The 18440-nt window shown below is 40.7% G+C and carries 13 protein-coding genes; 5 read left to right on the top strand and 8 right to left on the bottom strand.

All coding sequences use genetic code 11. The annotated features are described in order from the left end of the window. Positions 1 to 175 precede the first annotated feature (175 nt). Both trkA and N8O43_RS06435 read left to right on the top strand, forming a co-directional pair. Positions 176 to 1525 (top strand): Trk system potassium transporter TrkA, encoded by a 1350-nt coding sequence (trkA, locus tag N8O43_RS06440; RefSeq protein WP_042750050.1) that lies wholly within the window; start codon positions 176 to 178, stop codon positions 1523 to 1525. 3 nt (positions 1526 to 1528) lie between these two features. After that, complete coding sequence (locus N8O43_RS06435; RefSeq protein ID WP_261009438.1) at positions 1529 to 2968, top strand: TrkH family potassium uptake protein; 1440 nt, start codon at positions 1529 to 1531, stop codon at positions 2966 to 2968. Between the two features lie 297 nt (positions 2969 to 3265). Here N8O43_RS06435 and pflB read toward each other — a convergent pair whose 3' ends face one another. Continuing rightward, the gene (gene pflB, locus N8O43_RS06430) at positions 3266 to 5581 is read right to left on the bottom strand and encodes a formate C-acetyltransferase (RefSeq protein WP_261009439.1); all 2316 of its coding nucleotides are present in this window, start codon (positions 5579 to 5581) and stop codon (positions 3266 to 3268) included. A 390-nt stretch (positions 5582 to 5971) separates the two neighbouring features. Here pflB and dinB point away from each other — a divergent pair, with 390 nt between their 5' ends. Then, positions 5972 to 7033, top strand: a complete 1062-nt coding sequence (gene dinB / locus N8O43_RS06425; protein ID WP_261009440.1) for a DNA polymerase IV — start codon at positions 5972 to 5974, stop codon at positions 7031 to 7033. Between the two features lie 34 nt (positions 7034 to 7067). Here the strand turns inward: dinB and N8O43_RS06420 are convergent, their stop codons facing one another. Further along, positions 7068 to 7913 carry an undecaprenyl-diphosphate phosphatase gene (locus tag N8O43_RS06420; RefSeq protein ID WP_261009441.1) on the bottom strand — a complete coding sequence of 282 codons (846 nt, stop codon included), beginning with the start codon at positions 7911 to 7913 and terminating at the stop codon, positions 7068 to 7070. Between the two features lie 60 nt (positions 7914 to 7973). Further along, positions 7974 to 9863, bottom strand: coding sequence for a DUF2207 domain-containing protein (locus N8O43_RS06415; RefSeq protein WP_261089779.1), 1890 nt, complete (start codon positions 9861 to 9863; stop codon positions 7974 to 7976). 138 nt (positions 9864 to 10001) lie between these two features. Here N8O43_RS06415 and N8O43_RS06410 point away from each other — a divergent pair, with 138 nt between their 5' ends. Further along, the gene (locus N8O43_RS06410; protein ID WP_045612303.1) at positions 10002 to 11567 is read left to right on the top strand and encodes an ABC transporter substrate-binding protein/permease; all 1566 of its coding nucleotides are present in this window, start codon (positions 10002 to 10004) and stop codon (positions 11565 to 11567) included. Continuing rightward, positions 11567 to 12307 (top strand): amino acid ABC transporter ATP-binding protein, encoded by a 741-nt coding sequence (locus tag N8O43_RS06405; protein WP_000189477.1) that lies wholly within the window; start codon positions 11567 to 11569, stop codon positions 12305 to 12307. Before N8O43_RS06410 ends, N8O43_RS06405 begins: the two co-directional genes overlap by 1 nt. A 195-nt stretch (positions 12308 to 12502) precedes the next feature. On the opposite strand, the gene N8O43_RS06400 is transcribed toward N8O43_RS06405, so the two are convergent. From N8O43_RS06400 to N8O43_RS06380, 5 genes are all read right to left on the bottom strand, one after another. Continuing rightward, positions 12503 to 12718: a capsule biosynthesis transcriptional regulator gene (locus N8O43_RS06400; protein WP_001130035.1), complete on the bottom strand. Its 216-nt coding sequence runs from the start codon at positions 12716 to 12718 to the stop codon at positions 12503 to 12505. Between the two features lie 837 nt (positions 12719 to 13555). Then, on the bottom strand, positions 13556 to 14806 hold the full coding sequence (gene ilvA, locus N8O43_RS06395) for a threonine ammonia-lyase IlvA (protein ID WP_000952975.1): 1251 nt from the start codon (positions 14804 to 14806) through the stop codon (positions 13556 to 13558). Positions 14807 to 14919: 113 nt separating this feature from the next. Beyond that, positions 14920 to 15942, bottom strand: coding sequence for a ketol-acid reductoisomerase (ilvC, locus tag N8O43_RS06390; RefSeq protein WP_000290683.1), 1023 nt, complete (start codon positions 15940 to 15942; stop codon positions 14920 to 14922). 171 nt (positions 15943 to 16113) lie between these two features. Continuing rightward, the gene (ilvN, locus tag N8O43_RS06385; RefSeq protein WP_001253803.1) at positions 16114 to 16590 is read right to left on the bottom strand and encodes an acetolactate synthase small subunit; all 477 of its coding nucleotides are present in this window, start codon (positions 16588 to 16590) and stop codon (positions 16114 to 16116) included. Beyond that, entirely contained in the window at positions 16583 to 18283 is a 1701-nt protein-coding gene (locus N8O43_RS06380; RefSeq protein WP_261009444.1) for an acetolactate synthase large subunit, read from the bottom strand. Before N8O43_RS06380 ends, ilvN begins: the two co-directional genes overlap by 8 nt. Between the last annotated feature and the right edge of the window lie 157 nt (positions 18284 to 18440).

The following is an 18440-nucleotide window of genomic DNA, read 5'->3' as shown; positions in this document are numbered from 1 at the left end:
ATATCCTTTATCATACCATATTTCAGAGAAAGGTGCTAATAGCTATTTCAATTGATTAGGGTATAGTTTTACCTTATAGCAAATTTCCTACTAAAAACTCTGGTGATTAGCTAGTAGGTGCATTTTTTCTTGAAAAAAGGTATGATAGTTACATAATGAAGAAGTAGGTTTTATTATGAAAATTATCCTTGTCGGAGGGGGAAAAGTTGGTTCTGCCCTCTGTCGCTCCTTGGTTGCAGAAAAGCATGATGTTTTGCTGATTGAGCAAGACGAAGCTGTCCTCAATCATATTGTCAATCGCTTTGATATCATGGGTATCCTTGGTAACGGGGCCGATTTTACCATCCTTGAGCAAGCCAGTGTCCAGGATTGTGATATCTTTATCGCCCTGACTGAATACGATGAAGTCAACATGATTGCAGCCGTTCTAGCCAAAAAAATGGGAGCTAAAGAGACCATCGTTCGGGTGCGGAACCCTGAATATTCTAACTCTTATTTCAAGGAAAAGAATATTCTCGGTTTTTCTCTTATCGTTAATCCTGAGCTCTTGGCTGCCCGCGCTATCGCAAATATCATTGACTTTCCCAACGCCCTCTCTGTCGAACGTTTCTTTGGTGGACGGGTCAGCTTGATGGAATTCACTGTTAAATCCTCCAGTGGTCTTTGCCAAATGCCCATTTCTGATTTTCGGAAAAAATTTGGCAATGTCATTGTCTGTGCGATAGAGAGGGATCATCAAATTATCATTCCAAGCGGCGACATGACTGTACAGGATAAAGATAGAATCTTTGTCACTGGTAACCGTGTTGACATGATGCTCTTCCATAATTATTTCAAGTCTCGTGCTGTGAAGAGCCTTCTCATCGTTGGAGCTGGTAGAATTGCCTATTATCTACTAGGTATCCTCAAAGACAGTCGTATCGATACCAAGGTTATTGAAATCAATCCTGAAATCGCCAGCTTCTTTAGCGAGAAATTCCCAAATCTCTACATCGTTCAAGGAGATGGTACCGCAAAAGATATCCTGCTGGAAGAAAGTGCTCAAAACTATGATGCCGTTGCGACTCTAACAGGGGTCGATGAGGAAAATCTGATTACCTCTATGTTCCTTGACAGGGTAGGTGTACAAAAAAATATCACCAAGGTCAATCGTACCAGTCTCCTCGAGATTATCAATGCGCCTGATTTTTCAAGTATCATCACACCTAAAAGTATTGCTGTAGATACAATCATGCACTTTATTCGTGGTCGTGTTAATGCCCAGTATTCAGACCTTCAAGCCATGCACCATCTAGCCAATGGCCAAATCGAAACCCTGCAATTTCATATCAAGGAAGCTAATAAAATGACTGCCAAACCTCTTTCTCAATTAAAACTGAAAAAAGGGGTTCTTATAGCAGCCATCATTCGAAAGGGCAAGACTATTTTCCCAACTGGAGAGGATATGCTGGAAGTTGGAGACAAGCTCCTAGTAACAACTTTGTTGCCAAACATCACCAAGATTTATGACTTGATTGCGAGGTAAGAAATGAATAAAAGTATGATTCGCTACCTCCTTTCAAAGTTACTTTTGATTGAAGCTGTTCTTCTTTTGGTTCCTGTAGCTGTCGCTCTCTATTACCGTGAATCGAGCCAAGTCTTTACAGCCCTCTTTTCAACCATAGGGATTCTCGTATTACTAGGCGGTTCAGGGAGTTTGGAAAAACCAAAAAATCAACGGATTTATGCCAAGGAGGGAATCTTAATTGTTGCCCTCTGTTGGATTCTTTGGTCCTTCTTTGGTGGTCTCCCCTTTGTCTTTGCTGGGCAAATTCCCAGCGTTATTGATGCCTTTTTTGAGATTAGTTCTGGCTTTACAACTACCGGAGCCACTATTCTGAACGACGTTTCGGTTCTCAGCCGTTCCCTCCTCTTCTGGCGAAGTTTTACCCACTTGATCGGAGGAATGGGGGTGCTCGTTTTTGCACTTGCTATTATGGACAATGCCAAAAATAGCCACCTAGAGGTAATGAAGGCTGAGGTTCCTGGTCCCGTCTTTGGTAAGGTTGTATCCAAGCTAAAAAACACCGCTCAGATTCTCTATCTCCTTTATCTAGCTCTCTTCTCCCTATTTGTCATCATCTATTATCTAGCTGGCATGCCCCTATTTGATAGTTTTGTCATTGCTATGGGGACAGCGGGTACCGGAGGATTTACCGTCTATAACGACGGAATTGCTCACTATGGTAGCTCACTGATTACCTATCTGGTTAGCATCGGAGTTCTGGTTTTTGGGGTAAATTTCAACCTCTACTACTACCTCATGCTCCGTCGGGTTAAGGCCTTCTTTGGAGATGAAGAACTTCGGGCTTACTTGGTCATCGTACTGGTTTCTACAGGATTGATCAGCCTCAATACTCTCTATCTCTATCCAGGATTTTCTAAGAGCTTTGAAATGGCCTTCTTCCAGGTTTCCAATATCATTACGACGACTGGTTTTGGATATGGAGACATTACCAACTGGCCCCTCTTCTCCCAGTTTATCCTTCTCTTCCTCATGGGAATTGGTGGTTCTGCTGGATCAACTGCAGGTGGACTCAAGGTTATTCGAGGCCTCATCCTTTCAAAAATTGCCAAAAACCAGATTTTGTCAATCCTATCGCCCCACCGTGTTTTGACCCTCCATGTTAATAAGACGGTGATTGACAAAGATACTCAGCATAAGATTCTCAAGTACTTTGTCATCTATTCTATGATTTTGTTAGCACTTATCTTTATTGTCAGCCTAGATAGCAATGATTTTCTGGTTGTGACCAGCGCTGTCTTTAGCTGTTTCAATAACATCGGACCTATTCTAGGAACTACATCTAGTTTCTCAATCTTTAGTCCTATCTCAAAAATTCTCCTCTCCTTTGCAATGATTGCAGGGCGATTGGAGATTTACCCAATCCTCCTTCTCTTTATGAAGAGAACCTGGTCTAAAAGATAAAATGCAACCACACCTTGTAAACCTACAAAGTGTGGTGTTTTTATTTCAGACTACCTCTTCAACTCAACCAACTCCTTTTAAACAAAGCGAGACACTTCAGATACTGACTTATACTCTTCGAAAATCTCTTCAAACCGCGTCAACTCTATCTGCAACCTCAAAACAGTGTTTTGAGCAACCTGCGGCTAGCTTCCTAGTTTACTCTTTGATTTTCATTGAGTATTAAAAATTTAAAAACCCAAAAACAACCCTCAGTCGTTTGACCGAGGGTTCCTTTTCATTATTCAAGTTAATTGATTAGCTCAATGCGTCATCCATTGAAAGAACTTCGTGGAAGACACGTTGTGTCAATTCAGTTTTTTGTTCTGGAGTGAGGTATTTAGTGTTTACACAGTATCCAGAGATACGTACGATAACGTCTTCACCTGACATGATCTTTTCGTAAACATCGTTCAAGTCCATAACGTTCAAGTTAACGTGTTGTCCACCGTTTTCGAAGTAACCATCAAGGATTGTTACCAAGTTATCAACTTGTTCGTCACGAGTCTTACCAAGAGCGCGAGGTGAAACTTGTGTAGTCAATGAGATACCATCAGCTGCATAACCGAAGTCAAGGCTAGCAAGTGAGTTCAAGTTTTGCAACCATCCACCTTTAGCTTTGTTAGATGGGTTAGCACCTGGTGAGAAGAATTCAAGTTTAGACAAGTTCACAGAACCATCTTCGTTGAGGTATACACCTTTGTGAACTGGTGAGTTACCAGTTTGTTTAGAGTAAGCAACGTTAGATGTGATTGTCAAAAGTGATACTGTAGCTTCTGCGTCTTTGTAAAGTTTGTGGCTACGTAGACGAGTTGTGTAAGCTTCAATCAACCATTCTGCCAATTCGTTTGAACGTGGGTCATCTTCACCCCAACGTGGGTATTCACCGATTGTTTCGTAATCGTAGATGTAGCCATTTTCATCACGGATTGGTTTAACTGTAGCGTATTTGATAGCTGACAATGTATCAACAGTGTTAGCAAATCCACAGATACCGAATCCCATGTTTGCACGTTGTTTAGTTGGCAAGAATGCCATTTGAACAGCTTCGTAGTTGTACTTGTCAGTCATGTAGTGGATGATGTTCAAAGCATCTACGTAAGTGTCTGTCAACCAGTCAAGAGATTTTTCAAAGTTTTCTTTAACTGATTCGAATTCAAGAACTTCGTCACGGATTGGTTCGATGTCAAATACTTTGTAGTCTTTGTGAACATCGTCGTAACCACCATTCAAACCAGTAAGAAGAGCTTTCAATACGTTTACACGCGCACCGAAGTACTGGATGTTGTGGCGTTGTTCTTCATTTTCTGGGTCAAGTGGAGACACACAGCATGAGATACAGCTCATTTCACCATATCCGTCTTTAGCCATTGTTGTTACACCTTCGTATTGGATAGAAGAGTGTTTGTGGCTCATGTGCATACAGTAGCGACGGAAGTTGTATGGCAATTTGTCAGTCCAAAGAACTGTCAAGTTTGGTTCTGGAGAGTTACCGATGTTATCAAGAGTGTTCAAGAAACGGTAGTCCATCTTAGTAACACGGTGACGACCGTCGTTACCCATACCAGCCATAGAAGTTGTGATGAAGGTTGGGTCACCTGAGTACAATTGGTCGTAAGCTTTTGTACGAGCAAATTTAACTGTACGAAGTTTCATAACGAAATCATCAACGAATTCTTGGATTTCTGATTCAGTAAATGTACCACGAGCAAGGTCACGTTCTGCAAAGATGTCCAATACGATTGGCACACGTCCTAGAGATGTAGCAGCACCGTTGATAACACGGCAGACAGACATGAAGGCGATGTTAACCCATTGGATAGCTTCTTTAACGTTCATCGCTGGTTTGCGAACGTCAACTCCGTAAAGGTCACCCAAGCGAACAACTTGTTGCAATGCTTGGTATTGAAGGTTGATTTCTTCACGAAGACGGATTGTTTCTTCATCGATTTCTTCGATTGCGTTCCAGTCGTTTACTTTTTCTTGCATCAAGTAGTCTGCACCGTAAAGAGCAAGACGTGCGTAAACACCGATAATACGTCCGCGTGAGTATGCATCTGGAAGACCAGTTACAGTGTGTGCGTGACGAGCGCGACGAATGTTTGAAGTGTAAGCGCGGAAGATACCGTCGTTAACTGTTGTTACGTATTTAGTGAAGATTTCGTGAACAGCTGGGTCTGGTTCGTATCCATTTTCTTTCAAAGTAGTTTCAGCCATACGGATACCACCTTTTGGCATGAAGTTCAATTTGAAGAGTTCGTCGTTTTGGATACCAAAGATAACTTCGTTTTCTTTATCGATAAATCCAGCAGGGATATCAGCGATAGATGTTGGACGAGTGTCCATTGGGAAACGAGTTTCTTCGTAGTGTGCTTTAGTTTCTTCTACAATTTTTTTGATGTGAAGTGAACGTTCTGTTGGTCCTGCGAGGAAGCTTTCGTCTCCATCGTAAGGTGTGTAGTTAGCTTGTACGAAGCGTGATACACTTGCTTTTTCTTTCCAATCTACGCCTTTGAAGCCTTCCCAAGCTTTGTCAAAAATATCTTGTGCTTCAACAACTGTCTTAACAACCATGTTAGTGTCCTCTTTTTTCTTTCTAGTAACAGTCATCTGTTACATTCATGAGACAAGTATACCATACAGTAATCGTTTTCAACAAGTGATAAATCCCTATTTTTACACTTTCTTTTCTAAAACAGTCTATTTTTTGTTCCGAACTGTATTATATTTTTGAAAAAATAAAGTCCTTTTTTCTTTTTTTCAGAAAAAAGGGTATAATAAAAGAAAATAAGCAGTAATACTCAATGAAAATCAAAAAGCAAACTAGGAAGCTAGCCACAGACTGCTCAAAGCACTGCTTTGAGGTTGTAAATAAGACTGACGGAGCCAGTAACATATACCTACGGCAAGGCGAAGCTGACGTGGTTTGAAGAGATTTTTGAAGAGTATAAAAAGGTGCTAAGCATGTTGATTTTTCCCTTATTAAATGATTTGTCAAGAAAAATCATCCATATTGACATGGATGCCTTTTTTGCTGCGGTGGAAATCAGAGATAATCCTAAACTCAGAGGAAAACCTGTCATTATCGGAAGCGACCCTCGGCAAACAGGTGGACGTGGTGTCGTTTCCACTTGTAGCTATGAGGCGCGAGCTTTTGGTGTCCATTCAGCCATGAGCTCTAAGGAAGCCTATGAGCGTTGTCCCCAGGCCGTCTTCATCTCAGGAAATTATGAGAAATACAAAGCTGTGGGACTCCAGATTCGAGCTATTTTTAAGCGCTATACAGATTTGATTGAACCCATGAGCATTGACGAAGCCTATTTGGATGTGACAGAAAATAAACTCGGTATCAAGTCAGCGGTCAAAATTGCTCGCCTCATTCAAAAAGATATTTGGCAAGAACTCCATCTAACTGCTTCTGCTGGCGTTTCTTACAACAAATTCTTAGCTAAAATGGCCAGCGATTATCAAAAACCACATGGTCTGACAGTGATTTTACCTGAACAAGCTGAGGATTTTCTCAAACAAATGGATATTTCCAAGTTTCATGGAGTAGGAAAAAAGACGGTAGAGCGTCTTCATCAAATGGGCGTTTTTACCGGCACTGATTTGCTTGAAGTTCCTGAAGTGACCCTAATAGACCGATTTGGCAGACTGGGCTACGACCTTTATCGAAAGGCTCGTGGTATTCACAATTCCCCCGTCAAATCCAATCGCATCCGTAAATCAATCGGGAAGGAGAAAACCTATGGGAAGATTCTCCGTGCTGAGGAAGACATCAAAAAAGAGCTGACCCTTCTATCAAAAAGAGTCGCTCTCAATCTACATCAGCAAGAAAAAGCTGGAAAAATTGTCATTTTGAAAATCCGCTACGAGGACTTTTCAACTCTTACTAAACGAAAAAGTCTGGCCCAAAAAACACAGGATGCTAGTCAGATAAGCCAAATAGCCCTGCAACTCTATGAAGAACTAAGCGAGAAAGAAAGAGGTGTCCGCCTATTGGGGATTACCCTGACTGGATTTTAAAACCTTGAAGAGCCTGGACCCTTCAAGGTTTTTCTTATACAAATAAACGGACAAAACTGTAAAGTAGCAAAACACTACCAAGCACAATGCGGTATTTACCGAAAAGGGTAAAGTCGTGTTTTTTCACATAGCTGGTCAAAAAGCGAATAGCGACCATGCTGACTGCAAAAGCGACTCCCATCGCAACCAAGAGCAAGAACAATTGCCCAAAGCTCAAGAGTTGTCCTGCTTTTATAAATTTGAAAATCTTTAATGCACTAGCTCCAAACATAACAGGAATTCCAAGATAGAAGGTAAATTCTGTCACAACTGAACGACTGGTTCCATTTAACAAACCACCAACAATCGTTGCTCCAGAACGGCTTGTCCCTGGTAAAAGGGCAAGAACTTGGAAGAGTCCGATATAGAAAGCTGTCGTATAAGGAAGCTTGTCCAACTCTGTCACACTTGGCTCGATAGCACGCGCTTTATTGCGCTTCTCCAAATAGATAAAGGCAATCCCATAAATAATCAACATGAGAGCAACTGAAACCATGTTATGGAAGTGGGTATCAAACCAATCATCAAATTTAAAGACGGCAAGCAAAGGTAAAGTGGCAACCAAGACCTTCAACCACAGTCTCCAAGTCTTACGAACTTCCTGCTTGTCCTTAGTCGGTTTGAAAGGATTGAGCTTGTTAAAGTAAATGACCATAACCGCTAAAATCGCACCAAGCTGAATCACAACATTAAACATGGACATAAAAGATTCATTCTGATTTTGGTATTGGATAAACTCCTCTGCTAAAATCAAGTGACCTGTACTGGAAATCGGCAACCATTCCGTAATTCCTTCAACAATCCCGAAGAAGATAGATTTTAAAATTTCAATAAGATACATAGATTACTCCTTTTTCTATCTTCCATTATAGCATACTTTTTCAGTCTATGACAGTTCTCTTTAAAAGGCGCCGATACTGCCTCCGCCTCCGCCTCCGGAGAAGCCACCGCCAGAACTTCCACTTCCAGAAGATACAGAGTAGGTACTTGCTGTATTTGCGACATTTGCATAATGGCTCATTTGCGCGCTTGAATGATAAAACATACTGTGCCAGCCATAAGCTACATAGAGGTTGATATCTGGATTTTCCACTTGAATATGATGAACCTTCATCAAATGACTGACCTTGTCCGCATAGCCAAATAAGGTCGCATAGACCAAGAGGCGATTCCAGACCACAATACTTTCCAATTCAGCCTGATCCAATCTCGCAATCTCACGTAACATATTTTCAAAACTGGTCCAGAGATAGTAGACTTCTGCCCCTGCTTCATTTAGGACACCATCACGATTATCTAGCCGAAGCTTCCAATAATAGAAAACAGCCAAAACCAAACCTAGAAAACCAAGTATTGGCAAGAGGAGGTAAAGATAGCCATAAACATCCAAACTGTACAAGAACAAACCAAATCCGATAAATAGGGGCAAGATAGTCAAGACACCCATACCTACTTGCAAGGCCTTTTCTCCACCAGTCAAGGGACGATAATAATCCGGAAGCCCCCAGAAGGAAACTCGTTTTCTCACTCCTTCTTGCATCTCTTTCAATACTTCTTCAAAAGAAGATTTGAGCTGACGCCCCTTTGCTTGAATCCGTTTTTCATCAGAGACTTTTGCTCTACGATAAAGACTATCAGATACCTTATAATCTGCAAACAAATTGGAAAGAGTTTCTTCTTTTTTGCCTGAAAAGGCCAGATTTAGACAGTCTATCTCAAAACTTGACAAGCCATCTTCTTTCACCAGCCTCAAACCAACTGCATCTCCTTCTGAAATAATAGAAACATTCCCACGGTCTATCACATCTAGCAAAGTAGCTTGAATAAGTTGATCAAAGGTGAATTTTCCAGCCCCCCTGACCAAGGGACTCACTTCCTCCAAGGAGGTCGAGTAGACTGCTTCTGATAAAACCATAGGCTCTAATTCCATTGGTGGCTCATAGATACGATGATTTTTGGCATATTTGACCGAAGGAGTGGTCTTTCTTCTATAAATAAAATAAAAGCAAATACTCAATAACAAGGAGATAGAAAGTATCGAAGGGAAGACCCAATTAACGAGTTGTTTACTTTGCTCTTTTTCTTTAAAAATCGAGTCTTCTATCTTATTAAACTCTTCTAAACGATTCCCTTTCAATCCCTGATCCCTAGCGCTAGCAAAATCGGTCCGAGGCCAATAGGCATGTAACTCAACTCCACGTTTAGCCGGAAGATTGTCTAAACGGATAGTATAATCAAGGTTACTCTTTTCAACCGTTCCCTCTCTAAAAAGTTTCCCTGTATGGAAAAAGAGTTTTTCAGCCCCCTTGTCTCCCCTTACATGAAATTCAAACTTCCCAATAGCCCCTGAACTATCTGTCAGAGGTTGCCAATTTAATTCAGCGATATCATCATAAAGGAAAAGCAAATTCTTTAAGTTCCAGATAAGGTCAATTTCAACTGTGTCGCCTTCCTGGCCTGGATTATAGACTTTAACAGTATAACCATCTGCTCCTTCTATCACTTCGCTAGTAACGTCTGCTAGTTCAGCACCATTTTTCGCAGCCTGAACCTTTGGATGAGGATCAATGTCAAATCCACTAGGCATCTTGCCTGCACGTCCAAGTCCCACGATTTGACCCTTAAAGTCCTCCTCAAACTGGTAAACTATCTTCTGTCTAAATTCTGCTGTATTGTCTGCATGAATATACAAATCACCTTGATAAGAGTTTATCTTGAAATCAATGGCAAAAACAGAGAATGGCAGAAGACAAAACAAGCCTAACACCAGTAAGAAAAAAGTTTTTTTCATCAACTAAGCCCCCTTTTTATCTTTGCTATCATTATATCATTTTTTCACAAGTAAGGGCTTACCTATATTGAAAAATAGATTTTTTTTCGATAAAATAGGAGACAGTTATTTTTTAATAGATTAGAAATAGGAGAAATCATGAGAAAAATATACTTATCTATTTTCACAAGTCTCTTGCTGATGCTGGGACTTGTCAATGTTGCCCAAGCCGATGAATATTTACGCATCGGGATGGAAGCAGCATATGCTCCCTTTAACTGGACTCAGGACGATGATAGCAATGGAGCTGTCAAAATCGATGGGACTAACCAGTATGCTAACGGATACGATGTTCAAATCGCCAAGAAAATCGCTAAGGACTTAGGTAAAGAACCTTTAGTTGTTAAAACCAAGTGGGAAGGTCTAGTCCCTGCCCTTACTTCTGGTAAGATTGACATGATTATCGCAGGTATGAGTCCAACTGCCGAACGCAAACAAGAAATTGCCTTTTCAAGCAGCTACTACACTAGCGAACCAGTTTTGCTTGTCAAAAAAGATTCTGCCTACGCAAGTGCTAAATCTTTGGATGACTTTAACGGTGCGAAAATCACTTCTCAACAAGGTGTCTACCTTTATGACTTGATTGGTCAAATCCCAGGCGCTAAAAAAGAAACTGCCATGGGAGACTTCGCTCAAATGCGCCAAGCACTTGAAGCTGGTGTTATCGATGCTTATGTTTCTGAACGACCAGAAGCTCTGACTGCTGAAGCTGCTAACTCTAAGTTCAAGATGGTTCAAGTAGAACCAGGTTTCAAAACTGGGGAAGAAGATACGGCTATTGCCATTGGACTTCGTAAAGATGACAATCGTATTAGTCAAATCAATACCAGCATTGAAACCATTTCAAAAGACGACCAAGTTGCCTTGATGGATCGTATGATCAAAGAGCAACCTGCCGAAGCTACAACAACTGAAGAGACTAGCAGTAGTTTCTTTAGCCAAGTCGCTAAAATTCTTTCTGAAAACTGGCAACAACTCTTACGTGGTGCTGGTATCACTCTTTTAATCTCTATCGTCGGAACCATCATAGGTCTCATTATCGGTCTTGCCATCGGTGTTTTCCGTACTGCTCCTCTCTCTGAAAACAAAGCCATTTACGGCCTACAAAAACTAGTCGGCTGGATTCTCAATGTCTACATTGAAATTTTCCGTGGTACACCTATGATCGTTCAATCGATGGTTATCTACTATGGAACTGCCCAAGCTTTCGGGATCAACCTTGACCGCACACTAGCTGCTATCTTCATCGTTTCGATCAACACCGGTGCCTACATGACCGAAATCGTTCGTGGTGGTATCCTAGCAGTTGACAAGGGACAATTTGAAGCCGCAACTGCACTCGGTATGACTCATAACCAAACCATGCGTAAGATTGTCCTACCTCAGGTTGTCCGCAATATCCTACCAGCAACTGGTAATGAATTTGTCATCAATATCAAAGATACATCTGTATTGAACGTTATCTCTGTTGTCGAACTTTATTTCTCAGGAAATACCGTGGCAACGCAAACCTATCAATACTTCCAGACATTTACAATCATCGCCGTGATTTACTTTGTCCTCACCTTTACCGTAACACGTATCCTACGCTTCATCGAACGCCGCATGGACATGGATACCTATACTACAGGTGCTAACCAAATGCAAACGGAGGATTTGAAATAATGACACAAGCAATCCTTGAAATTAAACACCTCAAAAAATCCTATGGACAAAACGAAGTGCTAAAAGACATTTCTCTGACTGTCCACAAGGGAGAGGTCATCTCTATCATCGGAAGCTCTGGAAGCGGAAAATCAACCTTCCTACGCTCCATTAACCTCCTTGAAACGCCAACTGATGGACAAATCCTTTATCATGGACAAAACGTCCTCGAAAAAGGCTATGACCTCACGCAATACCGTGAAAAGTTGGGAATGGTTTTCCAATCCTTTAACCTCTTTGAAAATCTCAACGTGCTTGAAAACACAATTGTCGCTCAGACAACTGTCCTTAAACGCGAACGTACAGAAGCTGAAAAGATTGCCAAAGAAAACCTAGAAAAGGTCGGCATGGGGGAACGCTACTGGCAAGCCAAACCAAAACAACTCTCAGGTGGTCAAAAACAACGTGTGGCCATCGCTCGTGCCCTTTCAATGAATCCTGACGCCATTCTCTTTGATGAACCAACATCAGCTCTCGATCCAGAAATGGTTGGAGAAGTCCTCAAAATCATGCAAGATCTGGCTCAGGAAGGCTTGACTATGATTGTCGTAACCCACGAAATGGAATTCGCCCGTGATGTCTCTCACCGTGTTATCTTCATGGATAAGGGTGTAATCGCTGAAGAAGGTAAACCAGAAGACCTCTTCACTAATCCTAAAGAAGACCGTACAAAAGAATTCCTTCAACGTTATCTCAAATAAAAAGAAAAGGCTGCATCAACCGTGCAGTCTTTTTGCTGTCCTCATACTCTTCGAAAATCTCTTCAAACCACGTCAGCTTCGCCTTGCCGTACTCAAGTACAGCCTACGGCTAGCTTCCTAGTTTGCTCTTTGATTTTCATTGAGTATCAAAATGAAAAGGCAGATCCTATTCAAGAATCCACCATTATCCAAAGATTAATCTTCAAATTTTTCATGATTTTTATCATAGAAATCAATTAAACCTAGAGCTGTTTCAAATGAAATATTTTTTACTTTTGCACGCCCCTGCGCTAGAGCAATGATAGACATTTCACGCGCATTCGTTTCTTTAGAGATACGGTAGCCTGTGATTTTCTTATCACGAACCCAGCCAACAACTGATTCTACTTTTTCAAAGTTTGACTTAGCCATGTCTTTCTCCTATTTTCTTATTTACGATATTTAATTGTATACGCTTTTATGCTTTTTGTCAATAAAAAAACATATATTCAATAAAATAAACGCCCTTATTTTTACTTGCTATCTTATTAAAGCTTATAATATATAGGTTTTTCATTGTCGAAAACAATTTTTATAGTTCTTTAAAACAACTGTATTATTAAATCTTATTTATGTGATAATATTCATATTTGACAGATGCTGATTCTCGATAATCTAGACATATTCTAATCTTATTTCATATTATTTATTCCACTGTAAAACAAAAAAATTTGACAAAATAATCTTCTGCTCTAAACCATTTCTAACGAGTATTTTTCTCCTTTTAGACTTTTTCATGTCTGCACCAGCATTCAATCATTTGGTCAACTTGTACTATTTATTTACTTTATCAAGTTTACTTTTTATTTCTTCAAACCTATAAAAAGATGAGTAGTTAGGAAACAATAGTATCCTATCTTCCAACATTTTCCACTGTTTTTATCTTCTTAGTATCTTATCACTCTTCTCAGTTAACTCAGTATAAGGCTTCTCATTAGTATTGATTATTTTTTCTAATTCCTATTATATTTAGCCAAATTTCAGATTAGCTATATATAAAATAGTAGATTTCAAAAAACTCCTTACATATAACAAGTAATTTTACTCCCTTACTATAAACTGAATCAAAAAACATAGGTACTATAATGAGTTATGATAGAAATAGCGTAATCGATTTCCTAAGTCCATAGGAATCGCCCCCTTTCTTCATCTTCATTATAGCACCTATACATCAATTGTGCAAATAATATGATATTTTTTTATTAGTCCTCAGACAAGCATATTATAGAGCGTTTCATTACCATTTAAGTTAATATAAGCTGGATCAAAACCTTCCATTCGACGAATCAAGCCTGCATAATCATGCTTATCTGCCAAGGCAATCCCAATCAATACTGGGCCTGTCCCCTTGCTAGCTCGTTTGATATACTCAAAACGTGTGATATCATCATTTGGCCCCAAGATATCATTTACAAACTCACGCAAAGCCCCCGGACGCTGTGGAAAATTAACCACAAAGTAATGCTTGATCCCATCATAAATCAAGGCACGCTCTTCCATTTCCGGCATACGGTTGATATCATTATTTCCTCCAGAAATGATACAACAAATGGTTTTCCCCTTGATATATTCAGCCAAAACCTCTAAAGAAGCGATACTAGCAGCTCCAGCAGGTTCTGCGACAATCCCTTGCTTAGAGTAGAGGTCAATCAAGGTTTCAGAAATCAATCCCTCATCGACACCTACCAAAGTTTGAACATGTTGACGAGTTGCTTCATAGGTCAACTGACCTACCTTTTGCACAGCAATCCCATCCGCAAATTTGTCAATTTCTTTGAGTTTGACTGGTCCACCAGCTTCAAAGGCAGCCTTCATGGAACGCGCTCCATTAGCCTCTACTCCGATAACTTCAATCTCTGGACTTGTTTCCTTGATATAGGTAGAAACCCCAGCAATGAGACCACCGCCGCCAACAGGGACCAAAACAGCATCAAAATCAATTGATTCTTTTCGAGCTTCTTCTAAAATCTCATAAGCAACTGTCCCTTGACCAGCTTGAACATGGGCATCATCAAAGGGATCAATAAAGGTACGATTTTCAGAGACTGTAAATTCTTGAGCTGCTTTGGCTGAAGCATCAAAGGTATCCCCAACTAGTTTAATGGTTACAAAATCCCCACCAAAAAAGCGAACTTGACCAATCTTTTGTTGCGGAGTTGTAATTGGCATAAAAATAGTAGCAGGAATTTTCATCTCATTACAAGTATAGGCAACTCCCTGCGCATGATTTCCCGCAGAGGCACAGACTACCCCACGCTCACGCTCTTCCTTGCTGAGCTGAGAAATAGCATAATAGGCACCACGAATTTTAAAAGAGCGAACACGTTGGGCATTTTCTTTTTTCAAATAAATCTTAGCACCATACTTCTCCGATAAATAATGGTCATAATCCAGTGGGGTATTCACAACCACACCGTTCAAGACCTTGTGAGCCTTGATGATATCTTTTGAACTTAACATCTTTTTCTCCTAGACTATTCATACTATCACAATCCATCCTCTCAAACAAAGATGAATTGATTATAAAAGCGAGTTAGGTCCCCCCAACTCGCCTTCAACTTGATTTCTATCAATTAGTTATAGATTTTGAATGCATCGTCGTCGTTTTTACCAACGAATGGCATTGCTTTACGCAATTCTGCACCAACTTTTTCAATTTCAAGGTTCGCTGCTTGTTCACGGTAAGCAGTCAATTTTGGACGTCCAGCTTTATAATCATTTACAAAGTCATTTGCAAATTTACCATTTTGGATATCTGCCAAAACAGCTTTCATGTTTTCTTTAACTTGCTCAGTAATCACACGTGGACCTGATACATAGTCACCGTACTCAGCAGTGTTTGAAATTGATTGACGCATTTTCTTGAATCCACCTTCGTAGATCAAGTCAACGATCAATTTCATTTCGTGAAGAACTTCAAAGTAAGCCAATTCTGGAGCGTAACCTGCTTCTGTCAAGACTTCGAAACCTGCTTCGATAAGGGCAGTCAAACCACCACAAAGTACAGCTTGTTCACCAAACAAATCTTCTTCAGTTTCTTCTTTATAAGTTGTTTCAAGAAGACCTACACGAGCTGCTCCAACACCTTTACACCAGTCCATAGCAATGTTTTTAGCATTTCCTGTTGCATCTTGGTAAACTGCGTAAAGAGCTGGAACACCAAATCCTTCTTCGTAAGTACGGCGTACCAAGTGTCCTGGTCCTTTAGGAGCACACATGAAGACATCTACATCTGCAGGAACTTTGATAAATTCAAAGTGAATGTTGAAACCATGAGCAAATCCAACTGCGTTTCCAGCTTCCAAGTTTGGAGCGATTTCTGCTTCGTACAATTCTTGTTGGATTTCGTCTGGTGCCAAAATCATGATAACGTCAGCTAATTTAGTAGCTTCTGCTACTGTGTATGTGTCAAATCCATCTTCTTTTGCTTTGTCAAAAGATTTACCTGGACGTACACCGATAATGACATCACGACCTGAATCACGCAAGTTTTGAGCATGCGCATGTCCTTGTGAACCATAACCGATAACGGCGATTTTTTTACCGTCAAGTGCTGCTACTTTAACATCTTTTTCGTATTCCATTTGAACTGCCATAGTTTTTCTCTCTTTTCTATTATTTATTGCCTTTTAGGCTGGTTTAACAAATTTAAGTTGGATTTTTATACTCAATGAAAATCAAAGAGCAAACTAGGAAGCTAGCCGCAGGCTGTACTTGAGTACGGCAAGGCGAAGCTGACGTGGTTTGAATTTGATTTTCGAAGAGTATTAGTCGCGGGTAAATCCAGTTGCACCCGTTCTAGCAATATTACGAATACCGTATGGTCGAATGACTCGCAATAGAGCTTCACTCTTTTCAGCATTTCCTGTCATCTGAATGGTAATCGAGCTTGGCGCTACGTCTACCACTGTTGCACGGAAAGGTTGAATAATGGCTAGAATCTCAGCACGCTTCTCTGCTGGCGCTGACATCTTAACCAAAATCACCTCGCGCTCCAAATGAGGCTTGTCTGTAATATCTCGAATGCGAATCACATCAATCTGACGATTCAGCTGCTTGATGATTTGCTCCACTTCATCATGTGAAGCTACATCAATAATAATGGTGATGCGCGATACATTCGGATCTTCTGTTGCTCCAACAGAGATGCTTTCGATATTGACCTGACGACGAGACAGGACACCGGTAAAGCGATTGAGGACTCCTGAACGATTTTGTAGTTTTGCTGTTAACATTCTACGCATGGAACTTCACCCCCAACATCTCATGATTACTCTTACCAGCTGGTACCATTGGTAACACCTGTTCCTTACGAGAAATATCTACCTCGATTAGCATAGGAACATTCTCAGTGATGACTTCAAGGTCTTGAGCCAAGGTCTCAGGATTGTCAAACTTATAGTTTTTAATGCCATAAGCCTGCGCCATCAATTGGAAATCAGGGAGGGTGTCAAAGACTGACTCTGACGTTCTACCTTCATAGAAGGATTCCTGCCACTGGCGAACCATTCCAAGTGAGTGGTTGTTCAGCATGACCACCTTGATTGGCACCTTGTAAATGTTCAAAATAGCCAATTCCTGGTTGGTCATTTGGAAACCACCATCCCCAACGAACAAGACTACTTCTTTATCTGGGTTGGCAATTTTAGCACCGATTGCTGCTGGAATTCCGAATCCCATCGTTCCCAAACCACCTGAAGTCACTAACTGACGTTCATTTTTGTATGGATAATACTGAGCTGTCCACATTTGGTGTTGACCAACGTCTGTTACCACAATGGCATCTCCATTCGTCAATTCACCAATTCGTTCAATAACGGCTTGCGGTTGAACCACACGCTCTTTCTTGTCATAAGAACGAACACGGTTCTTGTCTTTAGTGACTTTCTCAATCCATTTCTCAGTATTATTATGAACTGTTGGTTCTGCCAACAACATTTGCAAGGCTTTCTTAGCATCTCCAACTACAGGAATATCTGCACTGATAATCTTGCCGATCTCAGCTGGGTCAATATCAATGTGGGCAACCTTGGCATTCTTAGCAAAGGTCTTAGGATTCCCCGTCAAGCGGTCATCGAAACGGCAACCAATACTAATCATAAAGTCCGCTTCCGTCATGGCAATATTAGCTGCGAAAGATCCGTGCATGCCTCCCATTCCAAGGAAAAGTGGATGAGTCGTTGCAATCGTACCTTGCCCCAAAAGACTGGTTACCACTGGAATCTGATAGCGTTCTGCAAATTCATTTAGTTCCGCAGCAGCTTCAGCATAACTAATTCCACCACCAGCTAGCAAGACTGGCTTTTTAGCCTTGGATAATTGCTTCAAGATTTTCTTGATTTGCATATCATTTGGCTCAAGAGTCGGCTGATAACTTGGTAGGTTCACTTCTGGTGAATAAATGAAGTCTGTTTCTAAAGCAGATACGTCTTTTGGTAGGTCAATGACAACTGGCCCTGGACGGCCTGTAGTTGCGATATGAACAGCTTCCGTAATGATACGAGGGATATCAGCTGTCTCACGAACTTGGTAATTGTACTTAGTGATTGGCATGGTAATTCCCACGATGTCTGCCTCCTGAAAGGCATCTTTCCCAATCCCTGCTCGCGCCACCTGACCTGTAAAGACCAAAAGGGGAACGCTATCGCTCATGGCATCTGCAATCCCTGTAATGGCATTTGTTGCTCCTGGTCCACTAGTGACGACGGCAACACCCAACTTTCCAGTTGATTTGGCATAACCTTCAGCTTCATGCAAACAACCTTGCTCATGGCGCCCTAGAATGTGGCGAATGCCTTTAAAATTATATATCGCATCATAAAAAGGCAAGACAGCACCACCAGGATAACCAAAGATGGTATCAATTCCTAAATCACGAAGTGTTTCCAGAACTAGGTCCGACCCCGTCTTAGGAGATTCTAAACTGATTTTCTCCATTGTTCCCCTTTCTCTTCTCTTAAAAATAACTTGTTACTATCATACCATTTTTTCAAAATTTTTCAAGACAAAAGAAGAAATTTTCTGAATTTTCTATTTTAACGTTTATTTATGAATGTTATTTTTGTTTTTATTAAAAAGATACCGATTTCATTTA

Origin of the sequence: Streptococcus mitis (genome assembly GCF_946190335.1) — a bacterium.
Classification (GTDB): domain Bacteria; phylum Bacillota; class Bacilli; order Lactobacillales; family Streptococcaceae; genus Streptococcus; species Streptococcus mitis_CH.
This window is presented reverse-complemented; position numbering and strand designations above follow the sequence as displayed.

Bases quoted from the DNA above. Each gene is read 5' to 3' on its own strand.
- N8O43_RS06380 (WP_261009444.1), bottom strand. From the start codon at position 18,283: ATGGAGAAAATCAGTTTAGAATCTCCTAAGACGGGGTCGGACCTAGTT.
- N8O43_RS06410 (WP_045612303.1), top strand. From the start codon at position 10,002: ATGAGAAAAATATACTTATCTATTTTCACAAGTCTCTTGCTGATGCTG.
- ilvN (WP_001253803.1), bottom strand. From the start codon at position 16,590: ATGCGTAGAATGTTAACAGCAAAACTACAAAATCGTTCAGGAGTCCTC.
- N8O43_RS06415 (WP_261089779.1), bottom strand. From the start codon at position 9,863: ATGAAAAAAACTTTTTTCTTACTGGTGTTAGGCTTGTTTTGTCTTCTG.
- N8O43_RS06405 (WP_000189477.1), top strand. From the start codon at position 11,567: ATGACACAAGCAATCCTTGAAATTAAACACCTCAAAAAATCCTATGGA.
- N8O43_RS06400 (WP_001130035.1), bottom strand. From the start codon at position 12,718: ATGGCTAAGTCAAACTTTGAAAAAGTAGAATCAGTTGTTGGCTGGGTT.
- dinB (WP_261009440.1), top strand. From the start codon at position 5,972: ATGTTGATTTTTCCCTTATTAAATGATTTGTCAAGAAAAATCATCCAT.
- pflB (WP_261009439.1), bottom strand. From the start codon at position 5,581: ATGGTTGTTAAGACAGTTGTTGAAGCACAAGATATTTTTGACAAAGCT.
- ilvA (WP_000952975.1), bottom strand. From the start codon at position 14,806: ATGTTAAGTTCAAAAGATATCATCAAGGCTCACAAGGTCTTGAACGGT.
- N8O43_RS06420 (WP_261009441.1), bottom strand. From the start codon at position 7,913: ATGTATCTTATTGAAATTTTAAAATCTATCTTCTTCGGGATTGTTGAA.
- N8O43_RS06435 (WP_261009438.1), top strand. From the start codon at position 1,529: ATGAATAAAAGTATGATTCGCTACCTCCTTTCAAAGTTACTTTTGATT.
- trkA (WP_042750050.1), top strand. From the start codon at position 176: ATGAAAATTATCCTTGTCGGAGGGGGAAAAGTTGGTTCTGCCCTCTGT.
- ilvC (WP_000290683.1), bottom strand. From the start codon at position 15,942: ATGGCAGTTCAAATGGAATACGAAAAAGATGTTAAAGTAGCAGCACTT.